Annotated in this window: 13 protein-coding genes; 2 read left to right on the top strand and 11 right to left on the bottom strand. The window is 73.7% G+C overall.

The features are described 5' to 3' along the window. Window positions 1-17: 17 nt before the first annotated feature. The 7 genes from AB6L24_RS37165 to AB6L24_RS37135 form a co-directional block, all read right to left on the bottom strand. Complete coding sequence (locus AB6L24_RS37165) at window positions 18-584, bottom strand: GNAT family N-acetyltransferase (protein WP_405662958.1); 567 nt, start codon at window positions 582-584, stop codon at window positions 18-20. A gap of 77 nt (window positions 585-661) precedes the next feature. Next, window positions 662-913, bottom strand: a complete 252-nt coding sequence (locus AB6L24_RS37160) for a hypothetical protein (RefSeq protein ID WP_405662956.1) — start codon at window positions 911-913, stop codon at window positions 662-664. A gap of 123 nt (window positions 914-1,036) precedes the next feature. Continuing rightward, complete coding sequence (locus tag AB6L24_RS37155) at window positions 1,037-1,972, bottom strand: LD-carboxypeptidase (RefSeq protein ID WP_405663610.1); 936 nt, start codon at window positions 1,970-1,972, stop codon at window positions 1,037-1,039. A 107-nt stretch (window positions 1,973-2,079) separates the two neighbouring features. Then, the gene (locus tag AB6L24_RS37150) at window positions 2,080-4,077 is read right to left on the bottom strand and encodes a prolyl oligopeptidase family serine peptidase (protein ID WP_405662954.1); all 1,998 of its coding nucleotides are present in this window, start codon (window positions 4,075-4,077) and stop codon (window positions 2,080-2,082) included. Between the two features lie 16 nt (window positions 4,078-4,093). Continuing rightward, window positions 4,094-5,419, bottom strand: a complete 1,326-nt coding sequence (locus AB6L24_RS37145) for a M20/M25/M40 family metallo-hydrolase (RefSeq protein ID WP_405662952.1) — start codon at window positions 5,417-5,419, stop codon at window positions 4,094-4,096. Then, complete coding sequence (locus AB6L24_RS37140; protein ID WP_405662950.1) at window positions 5,412-6,245, bottom strand: M55 family metallopeptidase; 834 nt, start codon at window positions 6,243-6,245, stop codon at window positions 5,412-5,414. The genes AB6L24_RS37145 and AB6L24_RS37140 overlap by 8 nt, the downstream gene beginning before the upstream one ends. 356 nt (window positions 6,246-6,601) lie before the next feature. Further along, the gene (locus AB6L24_RS37135; RefSeq protein ID WP_405662948.1) at window positions 6,602-7,183 is read right to left on the bottom strand and encodes a TetR/AcrR family transcriptional regulator; all 582 of its coding nucleotides are present in this window, start codon (window positions 7,181-7,183) and stop codon (window positions 6,602-6,604) included. Between the two features lie 344 nt (window positions 7,184-7,527). Between AB6L24_RS37135 and AB6L24_RS37130 the strand changes: the two genes are divergently transcribed. After that, a complete protein-coding gene (locus AB6L24_RS37130; protein WP_405663608.1) occupies window positions 7,528-8,676 on the top strand; it encodes an agmatine/peptidylarginine deiminase in 1,149 nt (382 codons plus the stop codon). Window positions 8,677-8,703: 27 nt separating this feature from the next. Then, the gene (locus AB6L24_RS37125) at window positions 8,704-9,579 is read left to right on the top strand and encodes a DUF4436 family protein (RefSeq protein WP_405662946.1); all 876 of its coding nucleotides are present in this window, start codon (window positions 8,704-8,706) and stop codon (window positions 9,577-9,579) included. Between the two features lie 45 nt (window positions 9,580-9,624). On the opposite strand, the gene AB6L24_RS37120 is transcribed toward AB6L24_RS37125, so the two are convergent. From AB6L24_RS37120 to AB6L24_RS37105, 4 genes are all read right to left on the bottom strand, one after another. Beyond that, a complete protein-coding gene (locus AB6L24_RS37120; protein ID WP_405662944.1) occupies window positions 9,625-10,359 on the bottom strand; it encodes a class I SAM-dependent methyltransferase in 735 nt (244 codons plus the stop codon). Window positions 10,360-10,589: 230 nt separating this feature from the next. After that, window positions 10,590-13,037 carry a SpoIIE family protein phosphatase gene (locus AB6L24_RS37115; protein ID WP_405662942.1) on the bottom strand — a complete coding sequence of 816 codons (2,448 nt, stop codon included), beginning with the start codon at window positions 13,035-13,037 and terminating at the stop codon, window positions 10,590-10,592. Between the two features lie 177 nt (window positions 13,038-13,214). Beyond that, a complete protein-coding gene (locus AB6L24_RS37110) occupies window positions 13,215-15,656 on the bottom strand; it encodes an MFS transporter (RefSeq protein WP_405662940.1) in 2,442 nt (813 codons plus the stop codon). A gap of 241 nt (window positions 15,657-15,897) precedes the next feature. Continuing rightward, window positions 15,898-16,341, bottom strand: coding sequence for an SRPBCC family protein (locus AB6L24_RS37105; RefSeq protein WP_380857945.1), 444 nt, complete (start codon window positions 16,339-16,341; stop codon window positions 15,898-15,900). Window positions 16,342-16,393 lie beyond the last annotated feature (52 nt).

The following is a 16,393-nucleotide window of genomic DNA, read 5'->3' as shown; positions in this document are numbered from 1 at the left end:
GACCCGAGCGGCTGCTTTCAATGGCCTCCGGCCGCCGTCATCTCCGTCATCTCCGTGGTGAGGGCCCACCTCTGGTGGTCGCGCCAGCCGCCGTCGATGAACAGGAAGCGGGGGGAGAACCCTTCGAGGCGGAAGCCCGCGCGGCGGGCGAGCGCGATGGAGGCGGTGTTGCGGGGCTGGACGTTGATCTCCAGGCGGTGCAGGCGCAGCTCCCCGAAGGCGTGGCCCACGACGAGCCCGAGCGCCTCCCCCATGAGCCCGCGCCCCGCCGCGTGCGCGAACGCGCCGTAGCCGAGGGCCCCGCACCGGAAGCCGCCCTCGACGATGTTGTTGATGTTGATGAACCCCGCGAGGGCGCCGTCGGCCCGGTCGTACACGAGGAAGCCGGCCTTGGTGGGGTCCTCGATGAGCACGCGCGCGTACGCCGCGTAGGTCTCGTCCGTCGTCGGCGGGAACAGCCAGGGCCGGTGCAGCGCACCGCTCTCCCTGGCCCGGGCGGTGAACTCGGCGGCGTCCTCGTACGTGTAGGGGCGTATGCCCACGCGGGGGCCTTCGGCGAGCGCGGCGGGACGGGTGTGCGGCATCCGGCCACGCTACCCGGCGGCCGGTGGCGGCAGCGCCCCCGGTCGCGCCCGCCCGCGGGCCGCGCCCCGGCGGGCCGTCACTTGCGGCGGCTGACGAAGAACGCCCCGCACAGGGCGCCGATCAGGCCGGTGCCGAGCAGCGCCATCCACAGCGGCACGGTGACTTCCGGGATCAGGAGCCGGATCTTGGTGCTGCGGGTGTTCTCGAAGATGAAGACGAGCGTGAGGAGGGCGATCAACGCGACGGTCACTCTGCCGGGCGTCATCAGCGCGCCCACGCCGCCCTTCGAGGGGCTCGTGGAGCCGCCCGTGGAGCTCTTGGGGCTCATGTCTGGACCCTTCCGTTCCGTCGGAGCGTCGGCCGCTCCCCCGGGTCCAGGATGGGCAGTGGCACGGGATCCCGCGCGGTGGGTGTCGCCGGGGGCGGGACGAGGTGGGCCGTTCGGGTGACGTCAGGCCGTGCGCTCCCCCAGCGCCGGTGTGTCCAGGCGCAGCGTCCCCGTCTCCGCGTCCAGCTCCCCCGGCACCCCGAACGGGATCGTCAGCGCCCCCTCGCAGTGGCCGAACCCGAACTCCTCCACGACCGGCACGCCGAGGCCCCCGAGCCGGTCGCGCAGGACCGCGCGCACGGCGTCGTAGGGGCCGCACTCCTCCCAGGAGCCGAGGGCGACGCCCGTGACGCCGTCGAGTTGTCCGGCGCGCAGGAGCTGGGTGAGGTACCGGTCGAGCCGGTAGGGCTCCTCGCCGATGTCCTCCAGGAACAGCAGCCCGCCCCGCGCCGGCAGCCGCGTCCCCGGCACCCCGAGGTCCGCGGCGAGCAGCGACAGACAGCCGCCGAAGGTGACCCCGCGGGCCCGGCCGCCGACGAGGGGCAGCCCGGGCGAGTCGATGACCTGGACCGCCTCCGGCTCGAAGAGGGTGAGCCGCAGGTGTTCCTGGGCGCGGGCGTTCTTCAGGAAGTCGGACGCGGCCACCATCGGCCCGTGCAGGGTGACGACGCCGAGGCGCCGCGCGATCGCCTCGTGCAGCGTGGTGATGTCGCTGAACCCGAGGAACACCTTGGGCGGGAAGGCGCGCAGGGCGTTCCAGTCGATCAGCTCCACCATCCGCGCGGCGCCGTAGCCGCCGCGCGCGCAGAGGACGCCCGCCACCGACGGATCGCGCCAGGCCCGCTCCAGGTCCCTGGCCCGGTCGGCGTCCTCGCCCGCGAGGTAGTCGAACTCCCGGTGCACGTCGAGGACGTGGGGCGCGACGACGGGCTCCAGGTCCCAGCCGCGCAGGATGTCGAGGCCCGCTTCGAGCCGGTGCTCGGGCACGGGCCCGCTGGGCGCGACGACGGCGACGCGGTCGCCGGGGACGAGGCGGGGCGGCCGGACCAGGGGCGGCAGGGCGACCGAGGGCGCGGGCGGGGGTGCGGGCGGCGGCACGGTCAGCCTCGGACCGGCCACGGTCTCCTTGGCCACGGGCTGCTCGGACAAGGGCTCCTCGGATCCGCTCACTTGGCGAGCTCCAGCGTGGGCGTGCCGCCCGCCGGGTCGAGGCGGAACACCTGCGCGTACAGGGAGAGTTCGGCCTCCAGGGCCCTGATCATGGTGTCCGCGCGCCGGAACCCGTGCCCCTCGCCCTCGAAGGCGATGTACGCGTGCGGCACCCCGCGCCGCTGCATCCGTTCGAGCAGCAGCTCGCACTGCGCGGGCAGGCAGACCACGTCGTCGAGGCCCTGGAGCAGCAGGAACGGCGCGGTGATGCGCTCGGCGTGCCGGGCGGGCGAGCGTTCCTCGTAGCGGCCGGGCACCTCGGCGTAGGGGCCGACCAGCGTCTCCAGATAGCGCGACTCGAAGTCGTGGGTCTGGCCGTCCTGCCAGGAGGCGAGGTCCAGGACGGGGTAGATGATGGTGCCGCAGGCGTACACGTCGGTCGTGGTCAGGGAGGCCGCCGCGGTCCAGCCGCCCGCGCTGCCGCCGCGGATCGCGAGCCGCGCCCGGTCGGCGGTGCCCTCGTCGGCGAGGGCGAGCGCCACGGCCGCGCAGTCGTCGACGTCGGCGATGCCCCACTGCTCGCGCAGCCGGTTGCGGTAGGCCCTGCCGTACCCCGTGGAGCCGCTGTAGTTGACCTCGGCGACGCCTATGCCGCGCGACGTGAAGTAGGCGATGGCCAGGTCGAGGACGAGGGGGGCGCGGGTGGTGGGGCCGCCGTGCGCCCACACCACGTAGGGCGGCAGTTCGTCGCCGGGGGCGACGTGGCCGGGATGGTGCGGCGGGTAGATGTGGGCGTGGATCTCGCGTCCTGCGGGGCCGAGGAAGGTGCGGATCTGGGGTTCGGGGTAGTACGTCGGGTCGACCGGGTCGTCGTGCGCGGCGCCGATGACGCGGGCCCTGCCGGTGCGGGTGTCCAGCTCCACGACCTCGTAGGCGCTGCGGGGGCTGGCGGCGATGCCCGCGACGCGGGTGCCGTGGACGGCGAGCGAGGCGGACCACTCCGACCAGGGGCCCGCCGCGTCGACGACCTCGCCGGTCTCCGGGTCGAGGACGCCGAGCGCGGTGGCGCCGGTGCCGTGCACGACGGCGACAAGACCGCTGTCCAGGGGCGCGAACCAGCTGAGGCCGAGCTGCCACAGGGGCCCGCCGAACTCCTCCTCGCGCGGACAGAGCGCGCTCGCCGTGCCCTCGGGCTCCGCGCGGTACAGGTTCCACCAGCCGGAGCGGTCGCTGGCGTACAACAGCCGCCCGTCCGGCCCCCAGTCGGCCTGCGCGATCGACTCCTCCGGGCCGCCCGCGAGCACCCGGGCGCCCGCGAAGGCGCCGTCCACGACGTCGGCGACCAGGAGTTCCGTGCCGTCCCACGGCATCCGCGGGTGGTCCCAGGCCAGCCAGGCGGCCCGGGTGCCGTCCGGGGAGAGCCGCGGCCCGGTGACGAAGCGGTGCCGCCCGTCGGACAGTTCGCGCAGCGCCGACCGGTCCTCGGCGGCCGAGCCGTCCAGGGGGACGGCGACCACCACGCGCCGCACGTCGGTGGGCGCGTCGCCGGTGAACTCCTCCAGGACGCACCACACCTCGCCGCGGTCCGCGTGGACGCGCGGGTCGGCGAAGCGCAGGCCGCCGCCGACGCCGGACAGCGGGGTCAGGGGTCTGGGCTCGACCTCGGGGGCGTCGGGCTCGTGGGCGTACAGGCGCTGGTCGGTGAAGTCGGCGAACACCACCAGCGGCCCGCGCGGATCACCGGGCCGCGCGGCGGCGGCCCAGGGCAGGCCGCCGTACTCGATGACGCGGCTGCGGACGTTCCACGGCGCGGGCAGCACCGACTCCTCGGACCCGTCCGGGCGACGCCGCACCAGCGCCCGCCGCCCGCCCTCGGTGGGCCGTGGCTCGGTCCACCAGACCTCGTCCCCCACGAAGCCGACGAAGGCGGGGTGGCCGTCGTGGGCCGCGGCGAGCGCGGCGTCGATCGGGGACCGCCACGAGCCGTACGGCGTGGTCTTCGCCATGTCGTTCATCTCCCCCAAAGGTCGGTCAGGCCGTGCGCAGGAAGCGGTCGAGCACCCAGGTGCCGAAGTGCAGCGCCTCGACCGGCACCCGCTCGTCCACTCCGTGGAAGAGGGCCTGATAGTCGAAGCCCTCCGGCGTCCGCAGCGGCGAGAAGCCGTAGCCGCGGATGCCGAGCCGCGAGAACTGCTTGGCGTCCGTGCCTCCCGACATGCAGTACGGAAGGACGCGGCCCTCCGGCGCGAACTCCTCGACGGCCGCCCGCATCCTGGCGTACGTGGGGGTGTCCACCGGCGCCTGCAGCGCCACCTCCCGGTGGTGGAACTCCCAGTCGACGTCCGGTCCGGTGAGCAGGTCAAGGGTGGCGCGGAACTCTTCCTCGCCGCCCGGCACATATCGGCCGTCCACATAGGCCGTGGCCTCACCCGGGACCACGTTGACCTTGTACCCGGACTGGAGCATGGTCGGGTTGGCGCTGTTGCGCACCGTCGGCTCGACGAGGGCGGCGGTGGGGCCGAGCTTCTCCATGAACGCGTCGACGTCGAAGCCGGGGGCGTCCGGGTCGGCCTCCAGGCCGTAGAGCCCGGCGAGTTCGACCAGGGCCGCCCGCACCGTCGGGGTGATCCTGACCGGCCAGCGGTGCTCCCCGATGCGGGTGACGGCCGCGGCGAGCCTGCTGACGGCGTTGGCGCGGTTCACCTTGGAGCCGTGGCCCGCGGTGCCGCGCGCGGTGAGCTTGAGCCAGCCGGTGCCGCGCTCGCCCGCCGCGATCGGGTAGAGCTGGTTGCCCCGGCCGTCGTGGAACGTGAACGCCCCGGACTCGCTGATGCCCTCCGTGCAGCCCTCGAACAGGTCCGCGTGCTCGTCGGCGAGGTACCCGGAGCCGTCGAGGGCGCTGGCCTCCTCGTCGGCGGTGAACGCGATCACGATGTCCCGGCGCGGCGCCACGCCCGTGCGCGCCCAGCCGCGGACGGCCGCGAGGATCATCGCGTCCATGTTCTTCATGTCGATGGCGCCGCGCCCCCACACGTCGCCGTCGACGATCTCGCCCGAAAAAGGGTGCACGCGCCAGTCGGCGGCCTCGGCCGGGACGACGTCCAGGTGCCCGTGGACGAGCAGCGCGTCCGCCGACGGGTCGGTGCCCTCGATCCGGGCGACGACGTTCGTGCGGCCCGGCGTGCGCTCCAGGAGCGTGGGCTCGAGGCCCGCCCCGGCCAGCTGCTCGGCGACGTACTCGGCGGCGGGGCGCTCGCGGCAGGCGCCGTCGCCCCGGTTGGTGGTGTCGATGCGGATGAGGTCGGAGGTGAACCGGACGACCTCGTCCAGTGCTTGCGGGTCGACCTGCTCAGCCATACTGCTCCTCGACAGCGGCGGAGGCGATCGTGGTGACCGCCTTGAACGTGCGGATGCCTTCGTACATGGTGTCGCTCGTGTAGGCGACCTTCCGTTCCGCCACGCGCCGCACGCCGGGAACCACCGTCGCGGCCATCGACAGGTGTTCCGCGTCGAACTCGACCTCCACGGTGTGCGGGCCGCCCACCACCGGCTCGTGCCGCACGGCGAGGGCCGCCGCGTCCTTGGCGGCGGCCCTGATGTCGGCGGCGGTGCGCGCGGGGGTGCGGCACACCGCCGCGTACCGCGACACGTGGTCCTTGACCGCGACCTTCAGCGCGCCGGGGGCGTAGCCGAGTGCGTCCTCGCAGGCCAGGTCGTCGCCGGTGACGAGGACCACCGGGACGCCGTGCTCCGCGACGACATGCGAGTTCAGCAGGCCCTCGCTGGCGCGCACGCCGTCGACCCACACGCCGGTGATCTGGTTGGCCAGATAGGTGTGCGCGAGGACGCCCTCCATGCCCGCGCCCGCGTGGTATCCGATGAACGCGATCCCGTCCACGTCACCGTGCTGGACGCCTTCGACCATGGACAGCGACTTGTGCCTTCCCGTGAGCATCTCGGCCCGCTCGTCGAGCTGTTCGAGGAGCAGGTTGCGCATGGTCCAGTGCGCCTCGTTGACGATCACCTCGTCGGCGCCGCCGTCGAAGAACCCGAGCACGGCGGCGTTCACGTCCGAGGTGAACATCGACCTGCACCGCTCCCACTGCGGCGTGCCCGGCAGCACGTCGGCGGGCCAGGTGACGCCGGTGGCGCCCTCCATGTCGGCGCTGATGAGGATTTTCATGAGCTCCAGCCTTGGGTGCGTGGCGGTACGTGGGAGGCGTGGGCGCGGGGAGCGGCATCAGCACCGCTCACCCGGCCCGTGGGCACCGCCGGTCCGAGGTAAAGATCTTCACACGGCGTCACGCTACGCGGTACGGAACGCCCCGGCCTAGACCTCTCCCCCGAGCCCGCCGCTCAGGCCGTCACACGGGCTGCTGCTGGGTGAGGCAGTTGGATGCCGCCGCCGGGCGCGGACGGCGGCGGCCGGGCGCGTGCGGCGGGTGTCAGCGGCGGGCACAAGCAGCAGGAGTGGGCCGACTGAATTTTCAGCCACGACTCTGGAGCGCGTTGTCGCTGCCGACGGGACGCACCCGGGCGCTACTTCCGCAGCAGCAGCGCCAGTTCGGCGTCGATGGCGCCGCGCATCAGGTCCCGCGCGTGATCGAGGCGCATCCCGCCACTGAGCCAGCGCACGCTGAGCCCTTCGAGCAGCGCCGTGAGCCGTTCACCGGCCGCGGCCAGGGCGGGCGCCGGGGCCGTCGGCTGCACCCGGCCGAGCAGGACGGCGACCTCCTGCACCCACACCAGCGTGGCCCGGGCCAGGTCCTCGCGCAGGACCTCGTCGAAGACGGCACTCGCCCGCAGTTCGCCCCAGGCGGAGCTGTTCTCCCTGACCTCGCAGGTGTCCTGGAGTTCCAGGAGGAGGACCTCCTCCAGTTCCTCGCGCGGCGCGAGGGGTGCCGCCTCGGGGTCGCGGCCGGTGGTGTAGCGCTCGGCGCGGTCGTTGATGAACTCCAGGGTGCGGCGCAGGATCCCGGTGCGGTCCTTGAAGTGGTAGTAGATCAGCCCGGTGGAGACGCCCGCCTCGGCGGCGAGTTCTTCGACGCGCAGGCCGCGGACTCCGCGACGGGCGATCAGCCGTGCGGCGGCTTCGAGGATCTGGGTGGTGCGAGGCGCCATGGGTCCGAACCCTACCGGGCCGGTTCGGGCCCGGTGATCTCGGCCGACGGGCGGGGCCGGGGCCCATGCGAGCCGCACGGACCCCGGCCCCGTGCCCACCACCTGTCTCTTTGACTGAATTTTCAGTCCATGCCAGAGTGACAGCGCGGCCACGGCGACGGGGCCGCACCCCCTGGCGCAGCGCGTCACCCGGCCGCTCCCGGTACGGCACCGCCGTCCGCGCCGCGCTCGTCGAGCGCCCCACCTAGGCGACGGCTAGCTTGTGACCATCACGATGATCGGAGTTCACCGTGTCCCGCCTCACCCCCCACGCCCGCCTCGCCCCGGCCTCCCCCCTCGCCTCGATGCGCCCCTCCCGCCGCTCCGCCCTGCGCGCGCTCGCCGGTATCGGCGCCGTCGTCCTCGGCTCCGCGGCCTGCGGGCCCGGCGGATCCGGCGAGACGAAGGCCGCGGGCACCGCCGGCGCGGACACCGAGGCCGAGGGGCGGCGCCTGGGCGCCGAATGGGAGAGCCACGCGCGCACCTTCATGTCGTGGCCCGCCCTGGAGTCGGTGTGGGAGGAGGACCTGCCCTACGTACGGGAGGACATCGCCCGCATCGCGCGGGCCATCGGCGAGTACGAGTACGTGGTGATGATGGCCCGGCCCGACCAGGTCAAGGCCGCCCAGCGGGCGTGCGGGCGCGACGTCGAGGTCATCCCCCTGGCCGTCGACGACCTGTGGGCGCGTGACACGGTCCCGGTGTTCGTGGAGGAGGACGGCGAGGTCGTCGGCGTCGACTTCAACTTCAACGGGTGGGGGAACAAGCAGGAGCACACCAACGACGGCCGGGTCGGCCGCACGCTCCTGTCGAAGTACGACATCCCCCGTGAGAAGGCGCCCCTGGTCTCCGAGGGCGGCTCCTTCGAGACCGACGGCGAGGGCACGCTCCTGATCACGGAGAGCTCGATCGTCAACGACAACCGCAACCGCGGCAAGAGCCGTGACCGGATCGAGGCCGAGCTCAAGGAGACCCTGGGCGTCGAGAAGGTGATCTGGCTCGCGGGCGTGCGCGGCGAGGACATCACCGACGCGCACGTGGACAGCCTCGTCCGGTTCACCGCGCCCGGCGTGGTGCTCCTGGACCGGGCGTTCCCCGGCATGCCCGCCGACTCCTGGTCCCGCTCCGCCGACCAGGCGAAGTCCGTGCTCAGCAAGGCCACCGACGCCAAGGGCCGCCGCTTCGAGATCATCGACCTGCCGCAGCCCGACCTGGACCGGATCACCGGCGAGGGCGACGACTTCGTGTCGACCTACGCCAACTTCTACGTCGCCAACGACTCCGTGTTCATGCCGCGGTTCGGCGACCGCAAGGCCGACAAGCGCGCCAAGAGCATCCTCCAGGAGCACTTCCCCAAGCGCGACATCGTGCAGGTCGAGATCGACACCATCGCCTCCGGCGGCGGTGGCATCCACTGCGCCACGCACGACCAGCCCGGCGAGCCGGTCGACTGACCGTCCGTCCCACCCTCTGGAGCGGCTGTGGTCATCCGACGCCTCCCCCCGTCCCGCCGCAGGACTCTGCTCTCAGGGCTCGTCCTGCTCGCCGTGGCGGCGGCCGTCGCCTTCGGGGTGTGGCTCCAGTTCGGCGAACGGCACGCCCTGGACACCCGCTACCGCGCGGGCGACCCGGCACCCGACCGGGTGGACATCGAGGCGTCGGTCCAGCGGGTCGACGCGGCGGGCCGTGAACTGGTCCTGCGGCTCCTGGTGACCCCGCGCGGCGACCTGGCGGAGGCCGGCGGGATCTCCCCCGCCGAGACCCTCACGCTCCAGACGGCGGCCTCGACGCGCGGGGACCTCACCTTCCCGGCCCACAGCCGGATCTCGACCGTGGACGTGCCCGTCACCCTGACGGCGGGATCCATCACGGACTATCCGTTCGACGCCTACGACGCCGCCCTGGAGTTCGGCGCCGTGCGGGGCGGCGAGGCCGTCCCGGTCCGGATGACGCTGTCCAACAACGACGCGCTGTTCGCGACCTCGGTCGAGGCGTCCGACGAGGACGGGGTCGCGGTGTTCGACCTGGGCCTGGAGCGCTCCACCAGCGTGCTCATCTTCGCGGTGTTCATGATGGCCGCCATGTGGGCGCTCGCCGTCGCCGTCCTCATCGGGGCGTGGTTCCTGCTGAGCAGGAAGAAGGGCCTGACGTGGCCCGCGCTCGGCTGGATGGCGGCGACGCTCTTCGCCCTCGCGGCCTTCCGCAACACCGCACCGGGCGCGCCGCCCATCGGCTCCCTGCTCGACTACATCGCGTTCCTCTGGGCGGAGACGGTCGTCGCGTTCTGCGTGATCACCGTGGTGGTCATGGGCATGCGCGCGGAGGCCCGGCTCCCGGAGTCGCCCACTCCTGCGTGAGCGGGCGCCGCTGCCAGGGCCCCGGCGCCAGGAGGTGGTCCCGCGCTAGGAGGTGGCCCCGGTGCGGCCCACGACCAGCCACTTCGAGGGCAGTTCGATGCGGGTGCCGTCCGCTCTGTACTCGGTCGTGGTCAGCGGCAGCGAACCGGCGGCCAGCACCGTCAGACCCGCCGAGCGCACCAGCTCCGGGACGGCGGCGTCGGCCACCTCGCCCGGCGCGATGCCGTGCGCGAACACGGGCGCCAGCTTGGGCGGCGGGCCCCCGGCGCCCTGCACCAGGTCGCGCAGCACGGGCCCGGCGGCCTCGGCAAGATCGACCAGGCAGGCCCGGCCGCGCTCCCCGGTCAGGGCGGCGACGGAGTCGATGAGCGGCTGCCGGTCGGCGGGCTCGCACTGGTGCAGTACGCCGCGCATGTAGACGTTGGTGTCGCCGAGTTCGGCGTGCAGTTGCTCGGCCGTGCTCTTGTCGGCCGCGTCGAGCTGGCGGAACTCGGCCTGGCCCGCGGGGTCCGCGTGCCGGGCGTGGTCGACGGCGGCGGCCGCGAGGTCGACGCCGAGGACGCGCGGGAAGCGGTCGGCGAGGAAGCGGGTCTGGGTGCCGTTGCCGCAGCCGAGGTCCACCATGGGCAGGTCGGGCGCCGTCAGGTGGGGTTCGAACAGGGCCAGGTGGATGCCCGCGGTGAGGGCGGGTTCGGAGTCCCAGAAGACGCCGCCCGGCTCCGGCGGTGCCTCGCTCCAGAAGCCCTCCCAGGCCTCCTGATACCGACTGGTGACGCCCATGCCAGCTCCCCGGGGTGCGACAAGCGCCGCCGAACGCGGCGACAAGATCGGTCTACCGCTCGGGGCGGCGCCCGACAAGCCGCACGCGCACACCTTCACGGCGCTTTCGAGGCGCGTTCCCCCCGCGTGCGCCCGCACACGGCCCCGCGACCCGGGCGCGCGGACCCCGGCGCGGCCCTGCGCGCGTCCCGACCGCGCGGTCCGGCGGTCCTGCGACCCGGCGCGCGCGGCTACCGGCGCGGCGACGACAGCTCGAACCACACGGTCTTGCCCGTGCTCGTCCGGCTGGTGCCCCACTCCTTGGCGAGGCTGGTGACGATGCGCAGGCCGCGCCCGAACTCGTCGGCGGGGCCCGCGCTGAGCAGCGTCGGCAGGGTCGCGTCGTCGTCCTCGACCTCGCACAGGAGCCGGTCGGAGCGGACCAGGCGCAGGCCGATGCGGCCGCCGTGCGCGTGCCGCACGGCGTTGGTGACCAGTTCGCTGGCCAGGAGCACGGCGGTGTCGCTGATGGCGTCGAGGCCCCAGCTGCGCAGTTGGCCGCGGACCAGGTCGCGGGCCCTGCTGACCTCGCTGGGGTCGGGCGCGAGCCGCCAGTGCCCGACGTCGGCGGAGGCCACGCCGTTCAGCCGGGCCATCAGCAGGGCGACGTCGTCCTTGCGGCCGCCGCGGCCCGCTTCCGAGAAGGTCGCGGCGAGGGCGCGGATGATCGTGTCGCAGGCGTCGTCCATGGCGGCGGCGGGGTGGGCGGCCGACTCGACGAGGGTGGCGAGGCCCACGCCGATGTCCTCGCCGCGCACCTCGACCAGGCCGTCGGTGCACATCAACAGGCGGTCGCCGGGCGCGACCCGGACCCGCACCGACTCGAACGGCACGCCGCCGACGCCGATGGGCGCGCCGGTGGGCAGGTCGAGCAGTTCGCTGCGGCCGTCGAGGGCGCGCACCAGGACGGGCGGGATGTGGCCGGCGTTGGCGAGCTGGAGCTCACCGGCGATCGGGTCGTACACCGCGTACAGGCAGGTCGCCAGGTAGTGCTCGCCGAGCCGCTGGGCGAGGTCGTCGAGGTTGCGCAGGAGCTGGGCGGGCGGCAGGTCGAGGGCGGCCATGGTCTGCACGGCCGTGCGCAACTGGCCCATCATGGCGGCGGAGTTCAGGCCGTGTCCCATGACGTCGCCGACGACGAGGGCGGTGCGGGCGCCGGGGAGTTTGACGGAGTCGAACCAGTCGCCGCCGACGCGCCCGAGCAGGGTGCCCGGGAGGTAGCGGGTGGCGATGTCGCAGCCGGACATCCGGGGCTGGATCTGCGGCAGCATGCTGTCCTGGAGGGTGTCGGCGACCGACTCCTGGTACGTGTACATGCGGGCGTTGTCCAGGACGAGCCCGGCGCGGGCGGCCAGTTCGGCGCCGGTGACGCGGTCCATGTCGTTGAAGACGGGCCGCTCGCGGTGGCGCAGCAGGATCATGAAGCCGAGGACGACGTTGCGCGCCTTCAGGGGCACCACCAGCATCGAGCGGTGGTTGATCAGCGGCCGGATGTCGCGCTTCTCGAACTGGGAGGCGATGGCGTTGCCCATCTCCTCGGTGATGCGCGGTACGAGGACGGGGTCGCCCGACGTCATGCACTGGAAGAACGGGGTGTGCGCGGGGAACGGCATGGACTCGCCGACGGGCACGACGTCGTCCCAGCGGCCCGGCTCGTCCGTGTGCTCCACGGCGACGCGGTGCCACAGGGTGGTCTCGTCGGGCGGGCCCTCGGGGAAGCCCTCGCCCGCGACGACCTGCTCGCGCAGATAGGTGCCGGCGACGTCGGTGAAGCGCGGCACGACGGCCTTGCTGACCTCGACGATGGTGCGGGACAGGTCGAGTGAGGTGCCGATGCGCCCGCTGACCTCGTTCAGGAACTCCAGGCGCTCGCGGACCGCCGCGTATTCGAGGTCCTCGCCGTCGTCGGTGTCCGCCGCGGGCGGGGGCGCCTGTCCGGCGGCGGCGGCCGCCTCGGCGCGCTGTCTGCGGGCCCGGCGCTCGGCGCGGCGCGGGACGCCCCAGTCGGGGGTGACGGGCACGCGGTCGTGCTGGCTGAACTCCAGGACGGGATAGCCCAGTTCGAGGACCTGGGCGGCGATGCGGGCGCTCTCGCCGACGCTCATGCTCGGCAGGATCTCGGGGAGGCGGCGCGCGAGTTCGTCGGCTCCGGGGAAGTCGGTGTGCAGCGCGAACCCGGGCGCTATGCGCTCCACCCGGTCGGTGTCCGGGTCGCCCGCGACGGCGAGGCGGGTGGCGTCGGCGGCGAGCACGAGCAGCCGCTCCGGGCCGGGGCCGACGAGCGGGTAGGCCCACCACAGGACGTCGATGCGCTCGCGCCCGGGGGTCGGCGCGGTCAGGCGGGCGCGGCCGGCGGCGGGGTAGGAGAGCCGTCCGTCCAGGGAGCTGCCGAGGTCGGGGCCGAGCGCGTCGTACTCCCCGTGGGCGCCGCCGTCCCGCGGCAGGGCGCCGGAGACGGGCAGCAGGTCACCGGCCGGGTGGCCGACGGCTTCCTCCCGCGCGTACCCGAACAGGCGCCGTGCGCCGGTGCTCCAGTGGGAGACGAGGCCGTCGCCGTCCACGACGACCACGGCGAGGGGGACGCGGCCGGACATGCCGCCGCGGGTCACCGGCTCGCCGTCCGGGATCTCACGCTCCATGGCCTCGGCTCCTTCCCTCGGCACGGCAAGATCTGCAACGCCCCCAACCACCGTACGGCCGCATCGGGTTGCGGTGCGGCGCCTTCGGCGAATTGGCCCGCGGAGGGGGCGCCTCCGGAGCACTGGCCGGGCCCGCGGGGGCACGCGAGCACCGGCCGGACCCGCGCGGGCATCCGCTCAGTCCTCGTGGCCCAGTTGGAGATCCCGCTCCGTGCGCCCGCCGCCCGCGACCTGGAGCACCGTGGCGACCGGCGGGTAGCCGGCGGCGATCACGGTGTACTCGCCGGAGGACAGGTCGACGAAGCGGAACGTGCCGTCGGAGCCCGTGGTCAGAGTGTCGACGACGTTGCCCGCCGCGTCGAGGAGCGTGACGCGGGCGTCCTCCACGGGCCGCCCGCCACCGGCCCGCACGGTGCCGCGCAGCACCGCTCCCCCGGCCAGCTCGATGTCCTGGCGGGTCTCGCGGGACGCCTGCACGCTGACCGGCAGGGCCGCCGGGCGGAACGCGGGCGCGCTGGCGGCCAGCGTGTACTCCCCCGCGACCAGCTCCGTGATCGCGTACGCGCCCTCGCGGCCGCTGCGGGCGGTGGCGACGACGTCGCCGCGGACGTCGGTGAGGGTGACGGCGGCGTCCCTGACGGGCGAGCCGTCGGCGGTGCGCACGCTCCCGGCGAGGCGGCCCGCGCCGCCGAGGACCACGTCGAGCTCCACGGGGCGCTCGCCGACGGTGACGGTGACGGCCTGCGGCTGGTGACCGCCCGCCGCGGCGATCAGGACGAACGATCCGGCGCCGGGGGTGGCGAGCGCGTACCGTCCGTCGTCGCCGCTGGCGCCGCGCCCGATCTGCTGGCCCGCGATGTCGATGAGGGTCAGGGCGGCGCGCGGCACGACGGTGCCGTCGGGGTGCTGCACGGTGCCGCAGACGGGCACTCCGGCGGCGTACGGGGTGCGGGCCCCGGGGACGGCGGCCTGCTCGCCGAGGGGGGCGGGCGGGGTTTTCGAGGACACGGCGCTGGACACGAGGGGGGTCTCCTTGAGGAAGAAGGCGAGCAGCAGGCCGAGGACGAGGACCGGGACCAGATAGAGGAAGATCCGCGGCATCGCCTCGGCGTACGCCTGGATGTAGCCCTCGCGCAGCGGGGCGGGCATGGCGTGGACGAGCTGGGGGGTGATCGATTCGGCGTCCGGCAGGTCGGCGCCCGCGGGCAGGCTCTCGGCGAGGGCGTCGGTGAGGCGGTCGGCGAAGAGCGTGCCGAAGACGGCGGCGCCCACGCTGCCGCCGATCTGCCGGAAGTAGTTGTTGGCGCTGGTCGCGGTGCCGAGGTCGGCGGGCGGCGCGGCGTTCTGCACGGCGAGGATCAGGACGGGCATGACGAGGCCGACGCCGGCGCCGAGGACGGCCATCCAGATGCTGTAGTGCAGCCGGGGTGTGTCCGCCTCGAGCCGGGAGAGCAGGAACATGCCGACCACGGAGAGGGCGCCGCCGAGGATGGGGTAGATCCGGTAGCGCCCGGTGTGGCTGATGAGTTGACCGGCGATGATGGAGGCGCCGACGACGCCGCCCATCATCGGCAGCATCAGGAGGCCGGACTCCGTGGCGCTCGCGCCGTCGACCATCTGCAGGAACGTCGGCAGGTAACTGGCCGCTCCGAAGAGGGCGATGCCGACGACGAGCCCCACGAGACCCGTGATGTTGAAGACGGAGTCACGGAAGAGGCGCAGAGGGATGATCGGTTCTGCCGCGAACCGCTCGGCGACGAGGAAGAGCACGGTCGACACGACCGCCCCGGCGGCGAGCCCGAGGATGACGCGCGATCCCCAGGCGTGCTCCGTGCCGCCCCAACTGGTCAGGAGCACAAGGCAGGTGGAGGCGGCGACGAGCAGGAGCGCGCCGAGCACGTCGAGCCTGCCCCGGGCCGCGGGCTTGGGCAGCTTCAGGACGAGCGCGACCACGAGCAGGGTGACCAGGCCGAACGGCACGTTGAAGTAGAAGCACCAGCGCCAGGAGACGTGGTCGGTGAAGAAGCCGCCGAGGAGCGGCCCGGCGACGGAGGCCAGGCCGAAGGAGGCGCCGATGAGGCCCATGTAGCGGGCCCGCGCGCGGGGCGGCACGATGTCGGCGATGATCGCCTGGACGCCGACCATGAGGCCGCCCGCGCCGACGCCCTGGAGCGCGCGGAAGGCGATGAGCTGGTCCATGGTCCGGGACCAGCCCGCGAGCGCGGAGCCGATGACGAAGACGACGATGGCGAACTGGAAGACGCCCTTGCGTCCGAAGAGGTCGCCGAGCTTGCCGTAGATGGGCAGGCCGACGGTGGCGGTCAGCAGGTACGCGGTGATCGCCCAGGACATCTTGTCCAGGCCGTGCAGCTCGCCCACGATCTTCGGCAGGGCGGTGGCGACGATCATCTGCTCCAGCGCGGCGAGCAGCAGCGCGAGCATGAGGCCGACGAAGACCATCCGCACCCGGGCGGGGCTGAGGCCGTGCGGGGGCGTGCCGGTGGCGTCCTGGGGCGATGGCGGCTCCTGTGCCCCGCCCTGGTCCGCGGCGGCCGCGGGGGGCGGTGCCACCGCCCGTTCGCCGTGTCCGGCGCCCATCACCAGCGTCGTACCGCCCACTTGCTGCTCCCCTCGTCGCGCCTGCGCCGCCCATTTCTCGCATTACGCGACAACTGTGAGCAAGCGCGACGAGTTGGCCGCGGGCGCGCACCGGCGCGTGTAAGCGCCGGTGGGAGCCCTACGGCGTACAACCGGGCCGTCGGCGAAAACCACTCGAAACGGTGAGCGCGGCAACAACCCCGATGGGCTACGGGAGTTGGCGGGGCTCGACGCCCGCGCAGCCCCGACCGGCCCGGTGGGCCTACTTCTCGACCTCCGCGGCGAGCTTGTCGAGCACGGCGTCGTAGATCCGCGCGAGACCCTTGGGGGCGAAGGTCTTCTCGAAGAAGCCGCCGATGCCGCCCGCGCCGTTCCACACGGAGGTGACGACCACGCGCGAGGAGCCCTCGCCCGCGGGGGTCACGCGCCAGGTGGTGACCATGGACGAGTTGCGGTCCTTCTCGACGAGTTCGCCGTCGGTGGGCTCGCTCACCTCGAGCAGGCAGTCGCGGATCCGCTTGCTGGTGGCCTGGAGCTTCCAGTGGACGAGGGTGCCCTCGCCGTCGCCGCCCTCGCGCACCTCGTACTCGCTGAAGTGCTCCGAGAGGATCTTCGCGCGCGTGCCGCTGTAGTCGGCCAGTGCATCGAAGACGTCCTCCGGCCGCGCCGCGATGATCCGCTCCGTGGTCGCCTCGACCTGCGCCATTGCACTTCCTCCAGCAGTTGGGTGTCTCAGGGGTTGAGCGGTCAGCCAACCA

Source organism: Streptomyces sp. RK9 (genome assembly GCF_045070545.1).
Classification (GTDB): Bacteria; Actinomycetota; Actinomycetes; order Streptomycetales; family Streptomycetaceae; genus Streptomyces; species Streptomyces alboflavus.
The sequence above is the reverse complement of the archived record's forward strand: the minus strand, read 5'-3'. Positions and strand labels throughout refer to the sequence as shown.

Bases quoted from the DNA above. Each gene is read 5' to 3' on its own strand.
- AB6L24_RS37160 (WP_405662956.1), bottom strand. From the start codon at position 913: ATGAGCCCCAAGAGCTCCACGGGCGGCTCCACGAGCCCCTCGAAGGGC.
- AB6L24_RS37115 (WP_405662942.1), bottom strand. From the start codon at position 13,037: ATGGAGCGTGAGATCCCGGACGGCGAGCCGGTGACCCGCGGCGGCATG.
- AB6L24_RS37130 (WP_405663608.1), top strand. From the start codon at position 7,528: ATGCGCCCCTCCCGCCGCTCCGCCCTGCGCGCGCTCGCCGGTATCGGC.
- AB6L24_RS37165 (WP_405662958.1), bottom strand. From the start codon at position 584: ATGCCGCACACCCGTCCCGCCGCGCTCGCCGAAGGCCCCCGCGTGGGC.
- AB6L24_RS37145 (WP_405662952.1), bottom strand. From the start codon at position 5,419: ATGGCTGAGCAGGTCGACCCGCAAGCACTGGACGAGGTCGTCCGGTTC.
- AB6L24_RS37120 (WP_405662944.1), bottom strand. From the start codon at position 10,359: ATGGGCGTCACCAGTCGGTATCAGGAGGCCTGGGAGGGCTTCTGGAGC.
- AB6L24_RS37150 (WP_405662954.1), bottom strand. From the start codon at position 4,077: ATGAACGACATGGCGAAGACCACGCCGTACGGCTCGTGGCGGTCCCCG.
- AB6L24_RS37135 (WP_405662948.1), bottom strand. From the start codon at position 7,183: ATGGCGCCTCGCACCACCCAGATCCTCGAAGCCGCCGCACGGCTGATC.
- AB6L24_RS37105 (WP_380857945.1), bottom strand. From the start codon at position 16,341: ATGGCGCAGGTCGAGGCGACCACGGAGCGGATCATCGCGGCGCGGCCG.
- AB6L24_RS37140 (WP_405662950.1), bottom strand. From the start codon at position 6,245: ATGAAAATCCTCATCAGCGCCGACATGGAGGGCGCCACCGGCGTCACC.